This is a genomic window from Alteromonas sp. G5_S2_22_S1 (assembly GCF_054968525.1).
On the sequence record NZ_JBQKUJ010000003.1, the window covers coordinates 1 to 18,044 of the forward strand.

Genomic DNA, 18,044 nt, shown 5'->3' on the forward strand with positions numbered 1-18,044 from the left:
GGGCGGTGTCCTAGGCCTCTAGACGAAGGGGACAGAAATTTTGTTCAATGAAGCAAAGCTTCACTAAATTTCTGTAAGTGAGAGGTAAGCTCTGCGAACCGAGCGGCCTTATTCTTACTGAAATTTCTATCCGAAGTTTACTAAACTTCAGCCTATTTAAATCACAACTTAATGTGACTTGGTGGAGCCAGGCGGGATCGAACCGCCGACCTCCTGCATGCCATGCAGGCGCTCTCCCAGCTGAGCTATGGCCCCATCATGGTACCAGTCATTTTGTGTGACTGTTCCGTGACAGCGGGGCGCATTCTAGGCATCCCCCCCTGTCATGTCAACGCTTTTTTTATGAATTTTCTCTGTTTGCTATAAAAGTGAGCGCTTTGTCGATTCTCTCGCCAACTTTCTCTTTTGAAAGAAGGTTCAGCGTAACATCCAAAGACGGAGAATTACCGCCCCCGGTAACTGCTACACGTAGCGGCATACCTACCTTGCCCATACCTACTCCTAATTCTTCAGCGGTACTATTAATAGCGGCCTGAATATTTTCAGGGCTCCTCTCTTCTATCGACATAAGTTTATCTTTAACAAGCTCTAATGGGCCTCGAGCGACCGGACGAAGGTGTTTTTTCGCCGCGTTCGCGTCAAACTCATCATAGTCTTGATAAAAGTACGTAGAAATCTCTGCCAGCTCTTTAAGAGTCTTTACACGATCTGCTTGAATAGCAATTACAGACTCAAGCGCCGGGCCTGCAGTTAAATCAACATTTAATGCATCAAAATGCCATTTTGCATGTGTTGCCACTTCGCTTGCTGGTAAACTTTTAATGTAATGTTGGTTCAACCAGATTAATTTTTCGGTATTAAATGCCGACGCAGATTGACCAATTGCATCTAAGCTAAACTTTTCAATCATCTCATCTACTGAGAAAACTTCCTGGTCACCATGTGACCACCCCAACCTAACAAGGTAATTCAATACCGCTTGTGGCAAGAAGCCGTCGTCTCGGTATTGCATTACGCTTACCGCACCATGGCGTTTAGACAATTTTTTTCCATCGTCGCCTAAAATCATAGATACGTGAGCATAGTCGGGAATAGGCGCACCTAATGCTTCAAGAATATTAATCTGACGTGGCGTATTATTAATGTGATCTTCACCACGAACAACATGGGTTATGCCCATATCCCAATCGTCAACAACAACACAGAAGTTATAAGTAGGCGTGCCGTCAGTACGTTGAATGATCAGATCATCAAGCTCGGTATTACTTATCTCAATTTTCCCGCGTACATGGTCGTTAATAACCACCTTGCCTTCTAACGGGTTTTTGAAGCGAATAACGAAAGGCTGACCTTCTGGGTGATCTGTTCTATCTCTCCATGTCCCAGGGTAACGCGGTTTTTCTCCACGCTCTTTTTGAGCCTCGCGTATTGCATCAAGCTCTTCCGAACTCATAAAGCACTTATATGCTTTCCCTTCGTCCAATAGCTTTTGAATTAACTCTTTGTATCTGTCAAAGCGCTCTGTTTGATAAATAGGACCTGTATCCCACGTTAAACCTAACCACAGCATTCCGTCCAGAATGGCTTGCTTTGCTTCTTCAGTTGAACGCTCGATATCTGTGTCTTCTATACGAAGAACAAATTCACCGCCTTTACTTTTTGCAAGAAGCCAAGAATAAAGCGCAGTTCGTGCGCCACCAACGTGAAGATAGCCTGTTGGGCTGGGTGCAAATCGTGTAACAACCGACATGGTCACTCTCTATAGTTAATGTGTTTCTAAAGTTGAGCGCATTCTACCAGTGTCCGCGCGACTTCAAAAGTAAGTTGAGAATAAGTAGAACAAGAAAACTTATAGAAATGAAAAATGGACAGACACTCACTGCTATTTGTTTGTCGCTAAAAACTCTTGTCGAAGGCGGGCAGAGTATGAGTGTCTGTATTGGACAGTCACTTTTAGTCTCATACTGTTATGCGCCGATTAAGTGTCTATCCGTTTTGACTACATTTTGAATTTGGGGTGAAATGAGTGTCTGTCCCTTTCGATTACTTTTGACTAAATATGTGTCTGTCCCTTTTCGATCTCCCTATTCGATCATAAGTGTCTGTCCTTTTTTAATTTGCTTTTTTAATTCGGGGTTAGTAAAACGCTGTTCTTTTCATCAATTTAGTCAAGATACCGTCAGAGTGACTAAAATTCGGGCACACAGTCATTTTTCTTTAATTTTCTTGTTGACACTAACGGAACCGACTCTATAATACCGCCCCACTTGCTTAGGCAAGGTTTTAAAAATATGGACGCTTAGCTCAGTTGGGAGAGCATCGCCCTTACAAGGCGAGGGTCACTGGTTCAAGCCCAGTAGCGTCCACCACTTCTTCACAGTGGTTAAACAGTGATATCAAAATGCGGACGCTTAGCTCAGTTGGGAGAGCATCGCCCTTACAAGGCGAGGGTCACTGGTTCAAGCCCAGTAGCGTCCACCACTTCCTCACAGTGGTTAAACAGTGATATCAAAATACGGACGCTTAGCTCAGTTGGGAGAGCATCGCCCTTACAAGGCGAGGGTCACTGGTTCAAGCCCAGTAGCGTCCACCATCTCTTTAGAAATATCGGCACCTCTGCTATACAATCAATCGAACAGTTATTCTTTTACTTCTGGCTACCGTATGCTAACTGCTTAGCTGATGTATTCACCGCGCGGTTGTAGCCCCTGCGAAGCCCGCAATATACCGACCTAATACTGGGCCAGATCCACCAGCCACCTAATTATGCGATAGTCTTCATAAAGAACTATACTTAGAAAGCACACGCCGTGATAAGGTAATTAAACTGCTCTTCTAAAGGCTATAACTCAATGAAACTACACTTAGCGAAAAATACTAAGCTGTTAATTGCTGAAGACCAAGTGCTGGCAAAAAGTCATATGCACTATGCGCTTGAGCAGTTGGGTTTTAAGAACATGGACTATGTGGACAGGCCTTCGCAAGCGTTATCAGCTCTAAAAGAGTACGATTACGACGCCATCATTTGCTCGTATAACCTTCGCTCAGAGCAAGGTGGATATTATTTATTAGAGCAATTAAACGATGCCCACTCGTTACCGCTTACCAGCGCATTTATTTTCACCAGCGCAGATACGTCGGCAGAAGTCGTACACGCCATTATTGAATTACAGCCAGACGAATTTATCGCCAAACCTTTTTCAGTCAACGAGTTAGATAGAAGGCTTTCGCGGGTTTTATCCAGAAAGAAAGCACTGAAAAACGTGTATGCATTTATGGACAAAAAGGACTACGAAAAAGCCCTGACTGAAGTTGAGTTCTTTTTGTTACAGCCTGAACATGCTGAACACTTTCCTCTAGCGATGAAAATAAAGGGTGATTTATTTTTGTTAACGCAGAGATACCAAGAAGCGGTCGCTTTTTTTGAATCCATCATTAACGTACAAGATTTCAACTGGGCGAAAATGGGAATTGCAAAAAGCCTTCTTGCGCTCAACGAACTTGATGACGCAGAAAGAGAAATTATTCAACTTGCCACCCGACCTGATTCTGCAATAGAGGCCTTCGACCTTCTCGCTACTCTCCAAATTAAACAAGCTGCTTTTGACGATGCTTTAGAATGCACATCGCTGGCTTGCACTATGTCTCCGCGCAATATTCCTCGCTATCAACAAGCGGTAAGCTTGGCGAGAATAACCCATGATTATGAGACCCAGTTTAACAGCGCAAAGAAAGCGGTACGTTACGCCCAAGGATCAATTCATGACAAGCCCGATATTTACTTAACCGCTGCCCGAGCCGGCGTTGATTTTGCCATGACATCTGAACCAGAACACGTAAATAACATTGTGAAACAAACCAATGAATATCTGCGCCAAATGAAAAAAGCGCATCCAAGAGCTGCGTTAAACGATGAGCTAGCCGTCATCGATGCGAGACTACACTACTTAAAAGATGACACAGCAAGAGCCCAGACGTTACTGTCAGAGTTTCACACCGACCACGCTCAGCTCCATTCAACTGAAGCATTGCTAGATAGGGCAAAAGCCCTGCATGAAGTGGGAATGAAAAAAGAGTCTATTGCTATTTTAGACGCGATTTCGTCGAGAGAAAAAGACTCCCCAGGTGAAGTGAATTTAATGGCCGCGTATTTAAAGCAGGAAAAGGCAGAAAAAGAAGCCATCTCACTAAGCCCAAAAACATTAAACAATACTGCGGTTGCACAATACAAACGCGGCAATTTAGAGCAATCCTATAGCACTTTCGCGCAAGCATTTCGGGTAATGCCGAAAAACCCATCGATTGCCCTTAACTACCTTCAAGCCATTGTAAGAGCAAGGAAATCGAATACACCTATGCCCGCTGACACCCTATCTGAAATAAAGAAATGTCGAGAAACATTAGAAAGTGCAACCCTGTCAGACGAAAAACAATCTCGCTATGACAATGTAAAAAGTATTTTAAAAGGCGAGTAAATACTTAATAAAAATTACGCCACTTCGTCTCTTGTTAGGTAAAAACTAGCTTGAATACACAACTACCGTTTCGTGGAATAGTTTATCTTTGTACTCTTGTTCATGACTAAAGGTCATACCGAGCTTTTTCATTATATTGATAGACGCGTTGTTTTGGGGGTTGGCAATGGCAGAAAACTTCTCTATCCCAATATCGTAAAGCGCTTCTTTTACCGCTTTAGCCGCTTCAGTGGCGTAACCTTTTCCCCATGTATGACGCTTAAAACGCCACCCTAACTCCATGTTGTCACTTTCGGGGTGTTGAGTAAAAAAACCAAAAGGACGAACTAGAATCCACCCAATACTTTCTTTTTCGGCTAACGTTTCAACACGCCATAGTCCCCACCCTAAGGCAGGATTAGAATAGGCTTGAAAACGGGGAACGAAAATATCTCGTATTTCTTCTTTTGAAGACTTTTTGCCACCGTTGATATATTTCATGACGAGCTCGTCTTGATCCAGCTCCCATAAAAAATCAGCGTCTTTTTCGGTGACGTAGTGATAGGAAAGACGCGCACTGTCCATGATATGCATAAACTTCCTTTATAGTTATTATTTTAATTATACTAACACCGCTGAATATAGCTTATTTTTACAACAAACCAAACAAATTCCCCATTTTTTTGTTCGTCTTCATTACCCACTATCGAACAGCGCACTTGGCCTAACCACCTAGCATTGCAAGGTGTTTAGTGGCACCGGTTTTCCCTTCGTGCAAGTAATGTGTTTCGTGTTTTTGCCCCAGTACATTCTGCAGAAAAGTAACAACGTCATCTACATTGCCCTTTGCCAACAAATGTCTCATATCTATGCCGTTTTCGCTAAACAGGCACAGGTGTAATTTGCCCGGTGCTGAAACGCGAAGGCGATTACACGTTTTACAGAAATCCTTGCTGTAAGGCATGATCAAACCAATTTTACCGGCGTAGTCAGGGTGATAAAACTCCTGTGCCGGGCCTGCATCTTTTCTACGCAACAACGGCTGCCACCCCATTTCTAGCAAGGTACTTTTTAATGGAGATCCACTTTGGTGCTGTTGATTGAAAAATTGATTTAAATCACCGGTCTCCATTAATTCGATAAAGCGAAGGGTCACAGGCATATCTTTTAGCCAAGCGAGAAACCGATGTAGACGACTGTCAGAAAAGTCGTTTAGCAATACTGAATTCACCTTTACATCAAGACCTGCATCAATGGCTGAATCTAAACCGCGAAGTACAGCTTTAAGTTTATCTTGCCCAGTTATTGCAGCGAACTGGCGTGGATCTAAACTATCAATACTGACATTCACCTGGTGGAGTCCTGCGTCTTTCCATTGATGAGCAAATTTTTCCATTCGTGCGCCATGAGTGGTCATAGCAACACGTTTTATGCCAGGGGTGTTACTTGTTAAGTGCAGAATATCGAGGAAGTCTCTTCGCAGCGTAGGCTCACCGCCGGTTAAACGCACTTTAGACGTGCCTAATTTGGCAAAAGCGTTAAGCAGAGTATCTATTTCATTGAGCGACATAAACTGGTCGCTTGATGGGCCTTCATACCCATCAGGCAAACAATACTGGCACCGAAAGTTGCACGCTTCGGTCACTGACAAACGCAAATAGTGAAACTGTCTACCGAAACTATCTTCTAACAAACTAACTCCTTAACTTTTATGCGCGCAGCTTTTACCTTGTGCACGTCGTTGCCATCGCTTGAAGGCCGATAAATTATACGGTTCTTACAAGGTAACTAAATTAAACTACCTGTTAGTGTACGCGCCGTAAAACGAAAATTAAACACATTCATCGCTATAAATAAGACCATTTTAATCTCTAGCCTATTTCAAAACGTACACTAAAGACGAGAAATCAAGCTACTATAACTAACTGCACTATATTTAAAGGCTCGATAATTAAGTACCCTAAATTATTGCCGTAGGGTCAAACATTCTACACAGCGTTCTAATCCAATACGCTATCTATGTAACGACTACTCATTGAATTACTATGAATCTAACAATAAAGCACACTTTAAAATGAGAAAAAACCGTTTTCCCACTAATCTCGACGAACCTGTTAAATGGCACGTCCTCTCACAACTTTGGCCCTACTTACTTGAATTTAAACAACGGGTTTTTCTAGCGCTCTTGTGCTTGGTTGCAGCTAAGCTAGCCAGTATCGGCCTGCCCTATGTACTTAAATACACGGTGGATAGTTTAAATGGCGACGTTACCACATTAGCCCTTGCCGTCCCCGTTAGCCTTATCGTTGCCTACGGCACCTTACGGTTACTCAACGTTTTATTAGGCGAAGTACGCGACACCCTATTTGGCCGGGTTACGGAGCGTGCCATGCGCCGGCTCGGCTTGAAAGTATTCAAGCACTTACACAACTTAGATTTGGGCTTTCACTTAAACCGGCGAACTGGAGGTCTCTCTCGTGATATAGAAAGGGGAACTAATGGGGTTAGCTTCCTTATGCGGTTTATGGTGTTCAATATCGTGCCTACCCTTCTAGAAATTGCACTGGTTGTAGGGCTACTTCTATTCCAATTCGGTGTGTCATTTGCGCTCATTATCGTATGCAGTGTCATTGCTTACATTGGCTTTTCAATGAAAGCCACCGACTGGCGAACCCGGTTTGTTACTCAAATGAATGAAGCCGACTCAACCACCAACTCACGGGCAGTCGACAGCCTGCTTAACTTTGAAACCGTTAAGTATTTTAACAACGAGCATTTTGAAGCTAACCGCTACGACACCGACCTCGCTAAATGGGAAAAGACGCGAAGAAAAAACCGTTTATCGTTGTTTGCGCTTAACGGCGGCCAAGCGGCGATCATAGCAATAGCCATGACGTCTATGATGGCAAACGCCGCCTTTGGCGTAATGGACGGCGAAATGACGATAGGCGATTTCGTGCTAATAAACGCATTTACTATGCAAATATTTATGCCGCTGAATTTCTTAGGGTTTGTGTATCGAGAAATTCGCGGAAGCCTTGCTAATATCGATAAGTTATTTGACCTACTCGCTCAAACACCTGCAATTCACGACGATGAAAATGCTATCGAGTTAAAGTGCGCCAACCCCGCACTGCGTTTTAACGATGTACATTTTGCTTACACCGAAAACCGCCCAATACTGAAAGGATTGAGTTTTGATGTGCCGCCAGGTGCCAAAGTAGCCGTGGTAGGAGAAAGCGGCGCAGGCAAATCAACGTTGATGAAACTTCTGTTCCGATTTTATGAGCCTAATAAAGGTAAGATAACTATCGACGGCAAAGATATCACATCGCTAACCCAACAAAGCCTGCGCGGCCACATAGGTATAGTGCCCCAAGACACGGTGCTGTTTAACACCACCTTGCTTGAAAATATTCGTTATGGGAACCCAGACGCTACCGATGATGATATAAACAGTGTGCTAAAACTCGCCCACCTGCAGGCCTTCGTAGAAAGTTTACCTGAAAAGTTAGACACAACCGTTGGTGAGCGCGGGCTAAAATTATCGGGAGGTGAAAAACAGCGGGTAGCGATTGCTCGCGCATTGCTTAAAGGCGCACCTATTATGATTTTTGATGAAGCCACAAGCTCACTCGATAGTACCTCAGAACAAGCCATCCTTTCTGCGCTGCGTGACGCTGCGAAGGGCCACACAAGCTTAGTCATAGCTCATAGACTATCAACCATTGTGGATGCCGATAAAATATTAGTACTAAAAAACGGTACAATAGTAGAGGAAGGGACACACACTTCCTTACTGGAACGACAAGGTGAATACGCGACGCTATGGCAAACTCAACAGCGCGATAGTGAAGACAAAGTCAATGAAAGAACAACGTAGTAGAGGCCAACAGTAGATGGACCCAGCGCTTATAAAAGCAGCCGTTAACCAAGTTATGCCTTTCGGAAAATATGCAGGCAGACGTTTATTCCACTTACCTGAGCCATACTTGGTGTGGTTTCACAAACAAGGTTTTCCAAACAATAAACTTGGCGAGCAGCTCGCTTTAATGTACGAAATAAAGCTGAACGGATTAGAATCGGTTGTAGCGCCACTGTTAGATGATGATTAAAAACCGTCCTGATAACGAAAAAGCATCAAACACTCTATGTACAAACACCGTTAACTTAAAGAAGAGTTATGTTTGCAAGACCAAGAAAACAGCGTCGAAGTGAAGTAAACGAACGTATCAAGAACATTCACAGCGCCATTGCTGACAAGCTGTTGTCACACCCTGAGCTTTTTGACCTGGCTAAACAAACCTTGGAGCAGCGCTATCAAAGTAAAATGATGCGTTACGGCAGCTACCTATTGTGGAAAGGGATTCTTGAAGCTCGCGATGAGCCTGCAGTATTTAAAACGCTATTATTGGCTGACGACGAACGAACCGCCAATTTAAGAAGGGAAACTATCTTCACCGGTATTTTAAGTGAAGAAGAAAGAAGTCACGTAATGAAGAAATAGTTCAGTATATTACTGGTGCTCCGCTATATGTACGCTTAAACGCCACACAGCTTTGCTATTCTTTAACGAAGCGGCACCGCATTGATGCCGCTTTTTTACCATGTCTTATATACTGATATTCGTGCTATGCGTTGCGCAAATGATCAGCAACCAAGAATGCCATTTCAAGCACCTGATCAGCATTTAAGCGCGGGTCACATTGTGTTTTGTACGCTTGCGCTAAATCGTCGTCACTGATTTGATATGCGCCACCGGTACATTCTGTAACGTGTTGACCGGTCATTTCAAGGTGAATACCACCGGCATGCGTGCCTTCCGCTTCATGAGCTTGGAAGAACTGTTTTATTTCGCGCAGAATCGAATCGAAGTTACGCGTTTTATAGCCGCTAGAAGCCGAGAAGGTATTACCGTGCATTGGATCAGAGCTCCATACCACATGGCGTCCTTCCGCTTTCACTTTGCGCAATAAGCGCGGCAGGTTGTCTGCCAAGTTATCAGCCCCCATACGCGTGATAAGCGTTAAGCGACCTGGGTCGTTTAATGGGTTTAGCGCATCAATCAAACGAATCAGTTCGTCTTCTTGCATGCTAGGACCCACTTTCACGCCAATAGGGTTATGGATCCCACGGAAAAATTCAACGTGTGCATGGTCTAGTTGACGGGTACGTTCACCAATCCACACCATGTGAGCCGAGCAGTCGTAAGGCTTACCCGTTAGCGTGTCTACACGCGTTAACGCTTGCTCGTAGTTAAGCAGCAAAGCTTCATGCGATGTAAATAGCGATGTTTCATGTAGCGTCGAGCTTGTCTGCGCATTAATGCCAATCACATCCATAAACTCAAGGGTATCTTGAATGCGGTTAGCCATATCTGAATAGCGATCTTTAAGCGGATTGTTTTCTACAAACGCCATGTTCCAGCGATTCACTTCGTGAAGGTCTGCCAAACCGCCCTGCGCAAACGCACGCAGCAAGTTCAAGGTAGATGCGCTGCGGTGGTACGCTTCTAACAAACGCTCGGGGTCTGGACGGCGAGCCGCTTCGGTGAACTCAAAGTTATTAATGATATCGCCCCGGTAGCTTGGCAACTTAACACCATCACGGGTTTCAAAATCCGATGAGCGAGGTTTGGCATATTGACCCGCCATACGCGCAACTTTAGTAACCGGACAGCGGCCTGCAAACGTAAGCACAATCGCCATTTGCAGAATTACTTTGAAGGTATCGCGAATTTTTGGTGCGTTAAACTCGTCAAACGACTCGGCGCAATCACCGCCTTGCAAAAGAAACCCTTTACCTAAGCTGACTTCACCAAGCTGACGTCTAAGCTCACGGGCTTCGGCAGCGAATACCAGCGGAGGATATGAACTGAGTGTTTGCTCTACTTCTTTTAAACGTACTTTGTCTTCGTACTCTGGTTGTTGAAGAATAGGTTTATTTCTCCAACTGTCTACTTGCCAATTACTCAACGGTGTTCTCCTGATTAAAATAACGTAGGGCAAACGTTTTACTAAAAAAGGTTTATCTATAATAAAAATAGACTGTAACGCACTGAACTAAAAGTTCTACAGCGCGCTTTATTCTTCAGCCTAATGAAAAAATGGAGCTAAATAAATGCTGACAGCACTTTATCACATTTACTAAAGGGAAATAGGTGCGCAAACTTGAATTTCTAGAAAGTTATCGTGCTTGCTTATAGCAAAATGACATTCAAAGACTTTTTCCAGATTGTTTTGTGTGGCTACCGCTCGGGGCTCACCTGCAGCGAACACCTCACCTTTGCGCATAATCCATAAGCTATCGCTATAATTAGCACTCAATGCGATATCATGGGATGTCATTAATATTGTGTTTCCTTTAACGCACAGTGCTTTTACAAGGCTAGCAAGTGCGTACTGGTGTCGAATATCAAGCCCTTGTAAGGGCTCATCTAGCAGTACTATTCCCTCACCGCGCTCTAGCTGCGGCCAAATTTGTAGTAATGCACGACAAATCTCTACGCGCTGACGCTCGCCCCCAGATAGCTGGGTGAGTATCTTATCGAGAAACCCTGATACCTCTAGCGCTTTCTCTAAAAGCGTAGGAACGAATGGGCGTTGCTGAATAACAGTATAAAAGCTCAAATACTCTTTTACCGTTAAATGAAAGCTGCTTTCACTGTGCTGTGCCAATACCGTGCGCACACTAGAAAGGCTCGCTAGCGTCCAATGGCTCATTGGCTTGTTGTAAAGGGAAACCTCACCAGCATCGGGGTTGATTAAACCTGCCAGTGTAAGCAGAAGCGTAGACTTACCCGCCCCGTTTGGACCAATAATATGAATGCATTCGCCTTTACGGGCTTCAAGTTTCTTGACGAAAAGACGTGCAGCCACATTTACATTGGTAACACTTAACACGTGTTCACATCGTTCTTCGGTGCTATTTTTCAACCCATTTTCTGAAAGGTAACTAAAGCCACTAGAATTAGGGCCACTAGCATTAGGGCCACCAGCTTCACTAGCGTTATCGTCGTAAGCGCTGACTTGCGCGCTGTTTCGATCATGTTGGCCTTTGGGCAGCAGGTTTTTTGATGGCGTATTTCGTGTAGTCATCCTCTCACCCTTTAATTTGACCTTTTGCCAACGCCCAAATGAGTAAAGGGCCGCCCAGTGACGCAGTTACCATCGACACTGGTAAGGTTATCGCCCGTGTCATTTCAGAGCTAAATGCAACCAGCATAAGAAGACTTGCGCCACTTAGTGCACTAAGTGGAAGGAGGTAACGATTATTGTGCCCTATAACTAAGCGCAGAATATGAGGTATTAGTAAGCCAACAAACGCTATCGAACCTGCCATTGAAACAGCACTGCCCACTGCAATAGCGCACGCTATTAGGGCGCGCTCGGTAAGCTTTGCTACATCTACGCCACTGCTTTTCGCCGCAAGCTCACCTGCGTAGAGTTTATTAAGGTCGCCCGCGAAATAAAGCTGTAGCCCAACGGAAACAACAATTAACGGGCCGCCTACGCAGAGTATTAGCCAATTGGTTTGATACAAACTGCCCATCAGCCAAAAGGTCAAATTGCGCAGCGCATTCGCATCGCTAAACATGTAGAGCCAGGCAATAATAGCGCCGCTTAAGGTAGATATAGCGATACCAGCCAGAATAACTGCTGTGGAAGACCCTAGTAGTTTTCTGGCTAACCGATAGATGATAAAGGTAGTGAACAGCGCACCAACAAAACACCCCAAAGGTAAAAGGTAGTGTAGGTAGGATGCTGCCCACGCGGGTGTTAACAACAGCAAAAGTGCCGCGACTAAACTGGCACCGCTTGTGATACCAATGATGCCTGGATCGGCAAGAGGGTTTCGAAGCACGACTTGTAGCGTGGCGCCACTTACTGAAAGCGCCGCCCCAACTAAGCCCGCAGTTAAGATAAGCGGTATTTGCAGCTGTATGATGATATGACGTTTAAGTTCAACAGTAGTATCAGACAAGCCCGGCACGCCAATAATACCCGCTACACTAATCACGAGGGCAATAAGTACCGTGCTCAGTACTAATGTGACGGCGGTGCGTCTATTCAACGTATTTCCCGCCCGTTAAGATTGCGTTTGTTTTAAATGGGCAATTAACCCGTCCGACGCTTCTTCAATAAGATCTAGCACCAATTCAAAGCCCCTTTTCCCGCCGTAATAAGGGTCAGGCACTTCTTGCTCTTCTACATCGGCAAAGTCTAGAAAGAGTTTTATTTTATGGTGATACTGGCTTGGCGACATACCGTGTAAATTGGAAAGATTGCTGTTGTCCATCGCTAAAATATAGTCGAACCGTTCGAAATCGATTTCGTCCACGCGGCGGCATTTTAAACCTTTAAAGCTGTAGCCCCGCTCAACACCCGCAGCTTGAGAGCGTTTATCTGCTGGCTTACCGATATGATATCCGTGGGTCCCCGCTGAGTCGATGTGAATATTTAAACCCGACTCGGCAGCTTTTTTTCTAAACACCGCTTCAGCTGAGGGTGAACGGCATATATTCCCTAAGCATACGAATAACACCGATGTAGTTTGTTTCATTCAATGTCCTATTTTAACGCAGTGACGGGGCGCGACTAAACTTTATGGTTAGTTTCACGTATGATACGCCGTCAGAAAAATTGTGGAGTTAGTATGACCGCACATGTACTTATGTTAAGTAGTTCTCGTCAAGGTGACGAGGCCTATCTAGAACACGCTAGAGCGCTTATTTTGGCACACTTAGGCGACGTACGCGACCTTCTATTTGTTCCTTATGCCGCTGTAACACAATCTTACGATGAATATGTAGATGCTGTGTCAAAAGCGCTGCCAGAATGCAATGTTACTGGGTTGCACACAGTAGAAGACCCTGCCACGGCTGTTAATAATGCGAAGAAAAACGGCCAGGCCATTGTTGTGGGTGGGGGCAATACCTTTCATCTGTTGTCGACGCTTTACGCCAACGCCCTGATAGTGCCGTTAAAGCACGCCATAGCAGACTGCACGCCTTATATTGGTTGGAGCGCAGGCTCTAATATTTGTGGCCAATCAATTAGAACCACCAACGATATGCCGATTATCGAACCACCGAGTTTTGATGCACTGGATATTGTGCCGTTTCAATTAAACCCTCACTACACTGATTATCAACCTCCGGGCCACAACGGTGAAACTCGCGATCAGCGCTTAGCTGAATATACCACGCTAAACCCAACGACCCCGGTTGTTGCCATTCGCGAAGGGACAGCGTTACGTCTTACCGACAACCAACTTACCTTAGTTGGCGAAAAAGACGGCTTTGTCTTTGTTGGCAAAGAGAAAAAGCCTATTCACGCGGGCGATGACTTAACCAAGCTGCTCAATAGCGCTGAGTAAAGTACCGGCTTCAATGCCAGTTTGATAGGGAATTTCCGCCAATAGCGGTTCAGGTAACATGGCTTTAAGTGAACGCAAGTTTTCTTGGTATCGTGTCATGTTGCCTGTGATATCGTTTGCTACCCAGCCTTTAATGATTAAGCCGTCGGCACGAATGGCCTCGGCAGTCAAAAGCGCGTGGTTCAAACACCCTAAACGCATACCTACCACCATTATCACGTTCATTTTTAGGGCTTTTACTACATCAGAAAGGTAATGCGTTGGCGTGTTATCGCTTCCTATTGTAAGTGGCAATCGCCAGCCTCCTGCGCCTTCCATCAGAAGAATGTCAGGCCGGTATGCTGCCAATGCATTAAGCCCTTCAGCTATCTTTTCATGGGTTAAAGCAACCCCTTCTTCATGAGCTGTGATATGCGGTGCAATAGGCAGTTTTAATGCAATAGGGTTTATTTCATTAATTGGAAGTGTCTGTCCATTAGCGCATGCACTCGCCTGTTGAATATTGAGCGCGTCTTCATTTACCCACTCGCCATTCACCAACTCGCAGCCTGCGGCAATGGGCTTGTACCCTATGGCGGTAAGCGACGCGTTATTTGCAGCGCGTAGTAATTGACAGGTAACGTAGGTTTTTCCCACTTCAGTGTCTGTCCCGGTAACGAAATATTGCTTCATCGTTTTTCCAACCTGAAATGACTAACGCGGTAGGTAAGCGGTAACTTACTGCCTACCCCAGTAATATTGCTATAGGCCATGGCCAGCTTCTTAATGTCTCGGCGAGTTAACGGGGGCTGCTTTTGCCCGGTTTCACCCGCGCCTACGCCTTTTACCGAATGCAGTAAAGCCATTATGTCGCTATGACTATCGATATAATCCTTGGTAATTACCCGCTGCAAATTCAGGCCTGACTGCTTGAACCCGGTTAACCAATGGGATGTTGTTGGCATAAAGGTGTCCGCTTGCGGGAGTTGCCCCACTTTACGCGCGGTTCTCAGTTCATTAAACGAGCCAGCCACCATAATGGCAAGCTCGGCAACACCGCCTCTTTTAAGCACCCGCGCGATCTCGTTGCCTACAAGACGTGTATCGCTCACCCACTGAAGCGCCATAGACGAAAACACCGTTGAGAACGCACTATCAACAAACGGTAAATCAACGGCACTCCCCTGAACAAAAATGGGGTCAGAGTACATTTTTCGAGCCTGCGCCAACATGCCTTTGGCGATGTCTACGCCGGTTGCCGTTGCACCTTTTTTCACCAACGCCTGTGTATGAATACCCGTCCCACAGCCTATATCGAGGGCCTCGCCCTGCAAGGCCTTTGGCAAGTTTGCCAACGCCTGCTCGGCAATAACACGCTGAATAGATGCAATACTGTTGTACTTGGCTGCTGCTTTTGAGAAGCGATGTGCAACATTCTGCTCATTAATTGCGGGAGTAGTACTAGCCTCTTCGGCTTTGAAAGTGCCTTTAGCGTTAACAGAACCCTCAGCTTGAACTGCAACGCCAGCGTCGGAAGTCCTGTCAGCTACAAAAGCGCCTTCATTATTTAAATGTACTCCTGCTGTAGTACTTAATGCTTTACTTTCAGGTGCTTTGAATGGCTCTGCCAACACAGGCGATTTTTCAGCGGGAATTGCTGGCATCATTACATCTCGCTCTTGTTGACGGAATCTGGGTCGCTTACGGCACTCACTGCGCTTTCCTCTGTTCTCTTTGCAGCTAGCCCACTTAACGCCAGACTATTCAGTGAAAGTTCAAAGGCATCAAGCAATACATTAATATCTTGGGTCGTGTGATTGGCCGTTAAGGTAATCCGCAGTCTGTCTTGGTTTTTCGGTACGGTAGGCTGCCTGATAGCCGTCGCCCAAATACCCCGTTGTTTTAACCCTTCACTTAGCGCAACTGCGCGTTGTGAGCTGCCTACCATGATTGGCTGAATTGCGCTTTGCGACGAGCCCAAAGCAATTTCACTTGATGAGGCGTTTTTCGCGCCTACTTTAAGTGTCTGTCCAAAACGTTTGTGGAACGATTCTCTGAAGTAGGCAATATTATTATTTAGCGTCTGGCGACGAGCGGTATCGCTGGCAATATGAGTGAGTGAATATAAGGTTGCCACAGCTTGTGCTGGCGGCATTGCAGTGGAATACACATAGTGCTTGGAAAAGTTTACCAGATAATCAATCAAGGTTTGGCTTCCCGCAATAAATGCACCAGCCGTACCCACCGCTTTACCGAATGTTCCCATAACGACAGGAACCTGTTGTTGGCTTAAGTTAAGTGCTTCCACAGTACCAAAACCGTTATCGCCCAATACACCCATACCGTGTGCATCATCTAGCATAAACCACGCGTTATATTTAGCGGCGATTTCAGCCATGTCTTTGCAAGGCGCAACGTCACCGTCCATGCTAAACACACCTTCGCTAGCGATAAGAATATCTTGCTGAGTTGATAAGATATTGGCACTCGCAGCAGAATCAGCCCCTTCGTTCTTACTCTCAATGGGGCCTGGTTTATGGCAAACTGTCGATAGCACACTCTCTAAATGACTAAGATCATTATGCTTAAAACGGCGAAGCTTAGCCCTTTCAGATACACACTGCGCCCCTTCTAAAAACGACGCATGCATTAGCTTATCAGCAACGATATGCCCATTTATTACGGCCTTAGGTGAAGGTGAGAGGTGTGGAAAAAGTGCCATACACAAAGCTTGGTTTGCTGCAAATCCAGAGTTGAACAACAACGCCGCTTCCCGCTTCAAACCATCGGCAATATAAGCTTCGAGCGCTAAATGGGCCTGCGTGTGCCCCGTAACTAGAGGCGAGGCACCGCTTCCGCCGCCAAACTGCGCCAAACCCTCAACCCAACTTTGCAATACGCCTTCGTGCTGGCGCATGCCCAAGTAGTCGTTGCTGGAAAAATTCAGATAGTGCTCATTGTTAATACAAATGATGCTGTCTTTTTCGTATTGCTGGCAATGGCGCTGGCGCAGCAAGCCTTGTTGGGCCCGCGCGCTCAGTGAATCTTCTAACCAATTAAAGGCCATTAAGCCTCCGTAGCGTGTTGTTGCTTTGCCGCTACCTTAGGCTTGGTTGCATCAATAAACAAGTCGTTACTGCCTTCGGCCTGCTCTTGTTGTTGAGCAATTTCTTCCTCAAGTACTTGCTGGTGCGCTTCATCAGAGTAATCGCGGGTGCGCTCTGTGTTGATACCAAGTTTTTTAAACAACATTACATCTTCATGGGTGTCGGGGTTAGAGGTGGTTAACAGCTTACAACCATAGAAAATCGAGTTTGCCCCCGCCATAAAACACATTGCCTGCATTTGCTCATTCATCGCCTCGCGCCCTGCTGATAATCGAACATGGGACTTAGGCATCATTATGCGGGCAACCGCAATCGTGCGAATAAACTCAAAATAATCGAGGTCTTCAACGCTGTCTAACGGTGTCCCTTTTACCTTCACCAGCATATTAATGGGTACGCTTTGTGGCTGCTCGGGAAGGTTTCCTAGCTGTACTAACATACTGGCGCGATCGCTGACCGTTTCCCCCATACCCACAATGCCCCCTGAACATACATTCATGCCAGCGGCGCGCACGTTTTCTAAGGTATTTAAGCGGTCTTCGTAGGTGCGGGTTGTGATAATGTCGCCATAGTATTCAGGCGAGGTATCAAGGTTATGATTATAATAATCAAGCCCTGCCTGCTTTAGTGCCACGGCTTGATCTCGGGTTAACATACCTAGCGTCATACAGGTTTCTAGGCCTAAGCTTTTCACCTCTTCCACCATTTTTAAAATATAAGGCATGTCTCTATCGCGAGGGTTTCGCCACGCCGCGCCCATGCAAAAGCGGGTTGAGCCAACTTGCTTTGCTTCTTTTGCGCGCTGAATAACTTTTTCAATTTCCAGCAAGCGCTCTTTTTCAAGGCCCGTATCGTACCGCGCACTTTGCGGGCAATATTTACAGTCTTCTGGGCATGCGCCTGTCTTAATCGATAAAAGCGTGCTTACCTGAACTTCATTCGGGTTAAAATGTTGTCTATGTACCACTTGGGCATTAAACAGCAAGTCATTAAATGGCATAGCAAACAAAGCCTCTACTTCGGCTTTGGTCCAATCGTTTCGAATAGTTGTCGTTTGCGCTGTAGGCGCATAAGCCAGTGTCATTGACTGTCCTTTACTAATGATTATTGCTGGCTTAGTCTATGC

The 18,044-nt window shown here is 45.5% G+C and carries 16 protein-coding genes and 4 tRNA genes; 8 read left to right on the top strand and 12 right to left on the bottom strand.

Annotated features, from left to right (window positions below; translation table 11 throughout):
* Positions 1-179: 179 nt before the first annotated feature.
* A tRNA-Ala gene (locus tag ACTRWF_RS04315) sits at positions 180-255 on the bottom strand.
* Between the two features lie 85 nt (positions 256-340).
* Positions 341-1,750, bottom strand: coding sequence for a glutamate--tRNA ligase (gene gltX / locus ACTRWF_RS04320; RefSeq protein ID WP_462835156.1), 1,410 nt, complete (start codon positions 1,748-1,750; stop codon positions 341-343).
* Between the two features lie 543 nt (positions 1,751-2,293).
* On the opposite strand from gltX, the gene ACTRWF_RS04325 reads away from it, so the two are divergent.
* From ACTRWF_RS04325 to ACTRWF_RS04340, 4 genes are all read left to right on the top strand, one after another.
* A tRNA-Val gene (locus ACTRWF_RS04325) sits at positions 2,294-2,369 on the top strand.
* 36 nt (positions 2,370-2,405) lie between these two features.
* Positions 2,406-2,481 (top strand) — tRNA-Val (locus ACTRWF_RS04330).
* Between the two features lie 36 nt (positions 2,482-2,517).
* Positions 2,518-2,593, top strand: a tRNA-Val gene (locus ACTRWF_RS04335).
* A gap of 259 nt (positions 2,594-2,852) precedes the next feature.
* Entirely contained in the window at positions 2,853-4,475 is a 1,623-nt protein-coding gene (locus tag ACTRWF_RS04340) for a response regulator (protein WP_015066749.1), read from the top strand.
* A gap of 45 nt (positions 4,476-4,520) precedes the next feature.
* On the opposite strand, the gene ACTRWF_RS04345 is transcribed toward ACTRWF_RS04340, so the two are convergent.
* Entirely contained in the window at positions 4,521-5,048 is a 528-nt protein-coding gene (locus tag ACTRWF_RS04345) for a GNAT family N-acetyltransferase (protein ID WP_020744717.1), read from the bottom strand.
* A gap of 130 nt (positions 5,049-5,178) precedes the next feature.
* Positions 5,179-6,147 (bottom strand): GTP 3',8-cyclase MoaA, encoded by a 969-nt coding sequence (gene moaA / locus ACTRWF_RS04350; RefSeq protein ID WP_071958889.1) that lies wholly within the window; start codon positions 6,145-6,147, stop codon positions 5,179-5,181.
* Between the two features lie 381 nt (positions 6,148-6,528).
* Between moaA and ACTRWF_RS04355 the strand changes: the two genes are divergently transcribed.
* The 3 genes from ACTRWF_RS04355 to ACTRWF_RS04365 all read left to right on the top strand — a co-directional run bounded on the left by ACTRWF_RS04355 (position 6,529) and on the right by ACTRWF_RS04365 (position 8,961).
* Positions 6,529-8,337: an ABCB family ABC transporter ATP-binding protein/permease gene (locus ACTRWF_RS04355; RefSeq protein ID WP_015066747.1), complete on the top strand. Its 1,809-nt coding sequence runs from the start codon at positions 6,529-6,531 to the stop codon at positions 8,335-8,337.
* 16 nt (positions 8,338-8,353) lie between these two features.
* Positions 8,354-8,569, top strand: a complete 216-nt coding sequence (locus ACTRWF_RS04360) for a DUF3820 family protein (RefSeq protein ID WP_012517945.1) — start codon at positions 8,354-8,356, stop codon at positions 8,567-8,569.
* A gap of 68 nt (positions 8,570-8,637) precedes the next feature.
* Positions 8,638-8,961, top strand: coding sequence for a hypothetical protein (locus ACTRWF_RS04365; protein ID WP_015066746.1), 324 nt, complete (start codon positions 8,638-8,640; stop codon positions 8,959-8,961).
* Positions 8,962-9,085: 124 nt separating this feature from the next.
* On the opposite strand, the gene ACTRWF_RS04370 is transcribed toward ACTRWF_RS04365, so the two are convergent.
* From ACTRWF_RS04370 to ACTRWF_RS04385, 4 genes are all read right to left on the bottom strand, one after another.
* Positions 9,086-10,429, bottom strand: coding sequence for a class II 3-deoxy-7-phosphoheptulonate synthase (locus ACTRWF_RS04370; RefSeq protein WP_015066745.1), 1,344 nt, complete (start codon positions 10,427-10,429; stop codon positions 9,086-9,088).
* Positions 10,430-10,600: 171 nt separating this feature from the next.
* The gene (locus ACTRWF_RS04375) at positions 10,601-11,551 is read right to left on the bottom strand and encodes an ABC transporter ATP-binding protein (RefSeq protein WP_015066744.1); all 951 of its coding nucleotides are present in this window, start codon (positions 11,549-11,551) and stop codon (positions 10,601-10,603) included.
* A gap of 4 nt (positions 11,552-11,555) precedes the next feature.
* Positions 11,556-12,527: a FecCD family ABC transporter permease gene (locus tag ACTRWF_RS04380; protein ID WP_015066743.1), complete on the bottom strand. Its 972-nt coding sequence runs from the start codon at positions 12,525-12,527 to the stop codon at positions 11,556-11,558.
* Between the two features lie 15 nt (positions 12,528-12,542).
* Positions 12,543-13,016: a low molecular weight protein-tyrosine-phosphatase gene (locus ACTRWF_RS04385; protein ID WP_015066742.1), complete on the bottom strand. Its 474-nt coding sequence runs from the start codon at positions 13,014-13,016 to the stop codon at positions 12,543-12,545.
* A 93-nt stretch (positions 13,017-13,109) separates the two neighbouring features.
* Between ACTRWF_RS04385 and pepE the strand changes: the two genes are divergently transcribed.
* Positions 13,110-13,832, top strand: a complete 723-nt coding sequence (gene pepE / locus ACTRWF_RS04390) for a dipeptidase PepE (protein WP_015066741.1) — start codon at positions 13,110-13,112, stop codon at positions 13,830-13,832.
* Here the strand turns inward: pepE and bioD are convergent.
* Genes bioD through bioB form a run of 4 tightly spaced genes read right to left on the bottom strand, consistent with a single transcriptional unit; the run spans position 13,803 to position 18,002 of the window.
* Positions 13,803-14,504 (bottom strand): dethiobiotin synthase, encoded by a 702-nt coding sequence (gene bioD / locus ACTRWF_RS04395; protein WP_015066740.1) that lies wholly within the window; start codon positions 14,502-14,504, stop codon positions 13,803-13,805. The genes pepE and bioD overlap by 30 nt on opposite strands.
* On the bottom strand, positions 14,501-15,478 hold the full coding sequence (locus tag ACTRWF_RS04400) for a methyltransferase domain-containing protein (protein ID WP_462835157.1): 978 nt from the start codon (positions 15,476-15,478) through the stop codon (positions 14,501-14,503). Before ACTRWF_RS04400 ends, bioD begins: the two co-directional genes overlap by 4 nt.
* A complete protein-coding gene (locus ACTRWF_RS04405; RefSeq protein ID WP_462835158.1) occupies positions 15,478-16,878 on the bottom strand; it encodes an aminotransferase class I/II-fold pyridoxal phosphate-dependent enzyme in 1,401 nt (466 codons plus the stop codon). The genes ACTRWF_RS04400 and ACTRWF_RS04405 overlap by 1 nt, the downstream gene beginning before the upstream one ends.
* Positions 16,878-18,002, bottom strand: coding sequence for a biotin synthase BioB (bioB, locus tag ACTRWF_RS04410; protein WP_462835159.1), 1,125 nt, complete (start codon positions 18,000-18,002; stop codon positions 16,878-16,880). Before bioB ends, ACTRWF_RS04405 begins: the two co-directional genes overlap by 1 nt.
* Between the last annotated feature and the right edge of the window lie 42 nt (positions 18,003-18,044).

Bases quoted from the DNA above. Each gene is read 5' to 3' on its own strand.
- gltX (WP_462835156.1), bottom strand. From the start codon at position 1,750: ATGTCGGTTGTTACACGATTTGCACCCAGCCCAACAGGCTATCTTCAC.
- ACTRWF_RS04340 (WP_015066749.1), top strand. From the start codon at position 2,853: ATGAAACTACACTTAGCGAAAAATACTAAGCTGTTAATTGCTGAAGAC.
- ACTRWF_RS04345 (WP_020744717.1), bottom strand. From the start codon at position 5,048: ATGCATATCATGGACAGTGCGCGTCTTTCCTATCACTACGTCACCGAA.
- ACTRWF_RS04355 (WP_015066747.1), top strand. From the start codon at position 6,529: ATGAGAAAAAACCGTTTTCCCACTAATCTCGACGAACCTGTTAAATGG.
- ACTRWF_RS04360 (WP_012517945.1), top strand. From the start codon at position 8,354: ATGGACCCAGCGCTTATAAAAGCAGCCGTTAACCAAGTTATGCCTTTC.
- ACTRWF_RS04365 (WP_015066746.1), top strand. From the start codon at position 8,638: ATGTTTGCAAGACCAAGAAAACAGCGTCGAAGTGAAGTAAACGAACGT.
- ACTRWF_RS04375 (WP_015066744.1), bottom strand. From the start codon at position 11,551: ATGACTACACGAAATACGCCATCAAAAAACCTGCTGCCCAAAGGCCAA.
- ACTRWF_RS04385 (WP_015066742.1), bottom strand. From the start codon at position 13,016: ATGAAACAAACTACATCGGTGTTATTCGTATGCTTAGGGAATATATGC.
- pepE (WP_015066741.1), top strand. From the start codon at position 13,110: ATGACCGCACATGTACTTATGTTAAGTAGTTCTCGTCAAGGTGACGAG.
- bioD (WP_015066740.1), bottom strand. From the start codon at position 14,504: ATGAAGCAATATTTCGTTACCGGGACAGACACTGAAGTGGGAAAAACC.
- ACTRWF_RS04400 (WP_462835157.1), bottom strand. From the start codon at position 15,478: ATGATGCCAGCAATTCCCGCTGAAAAATCGCCTGTGTTGGCAGAGCCA.
- ACTRWF_RS04405 (WP_462835158.1), bottom strand. From the start codon at position 16,878: ATGGCCTTTAATTGGTTAGAAGATTCACTGAGCGCGCGGGCCCAACAA.
- bioB (WP_462835159.1), bottom strand. From the start codon at position 18,002: ATGACACTGGCTTATGCGCCTACAGCGCAAACGACAACTATTCGAAAC.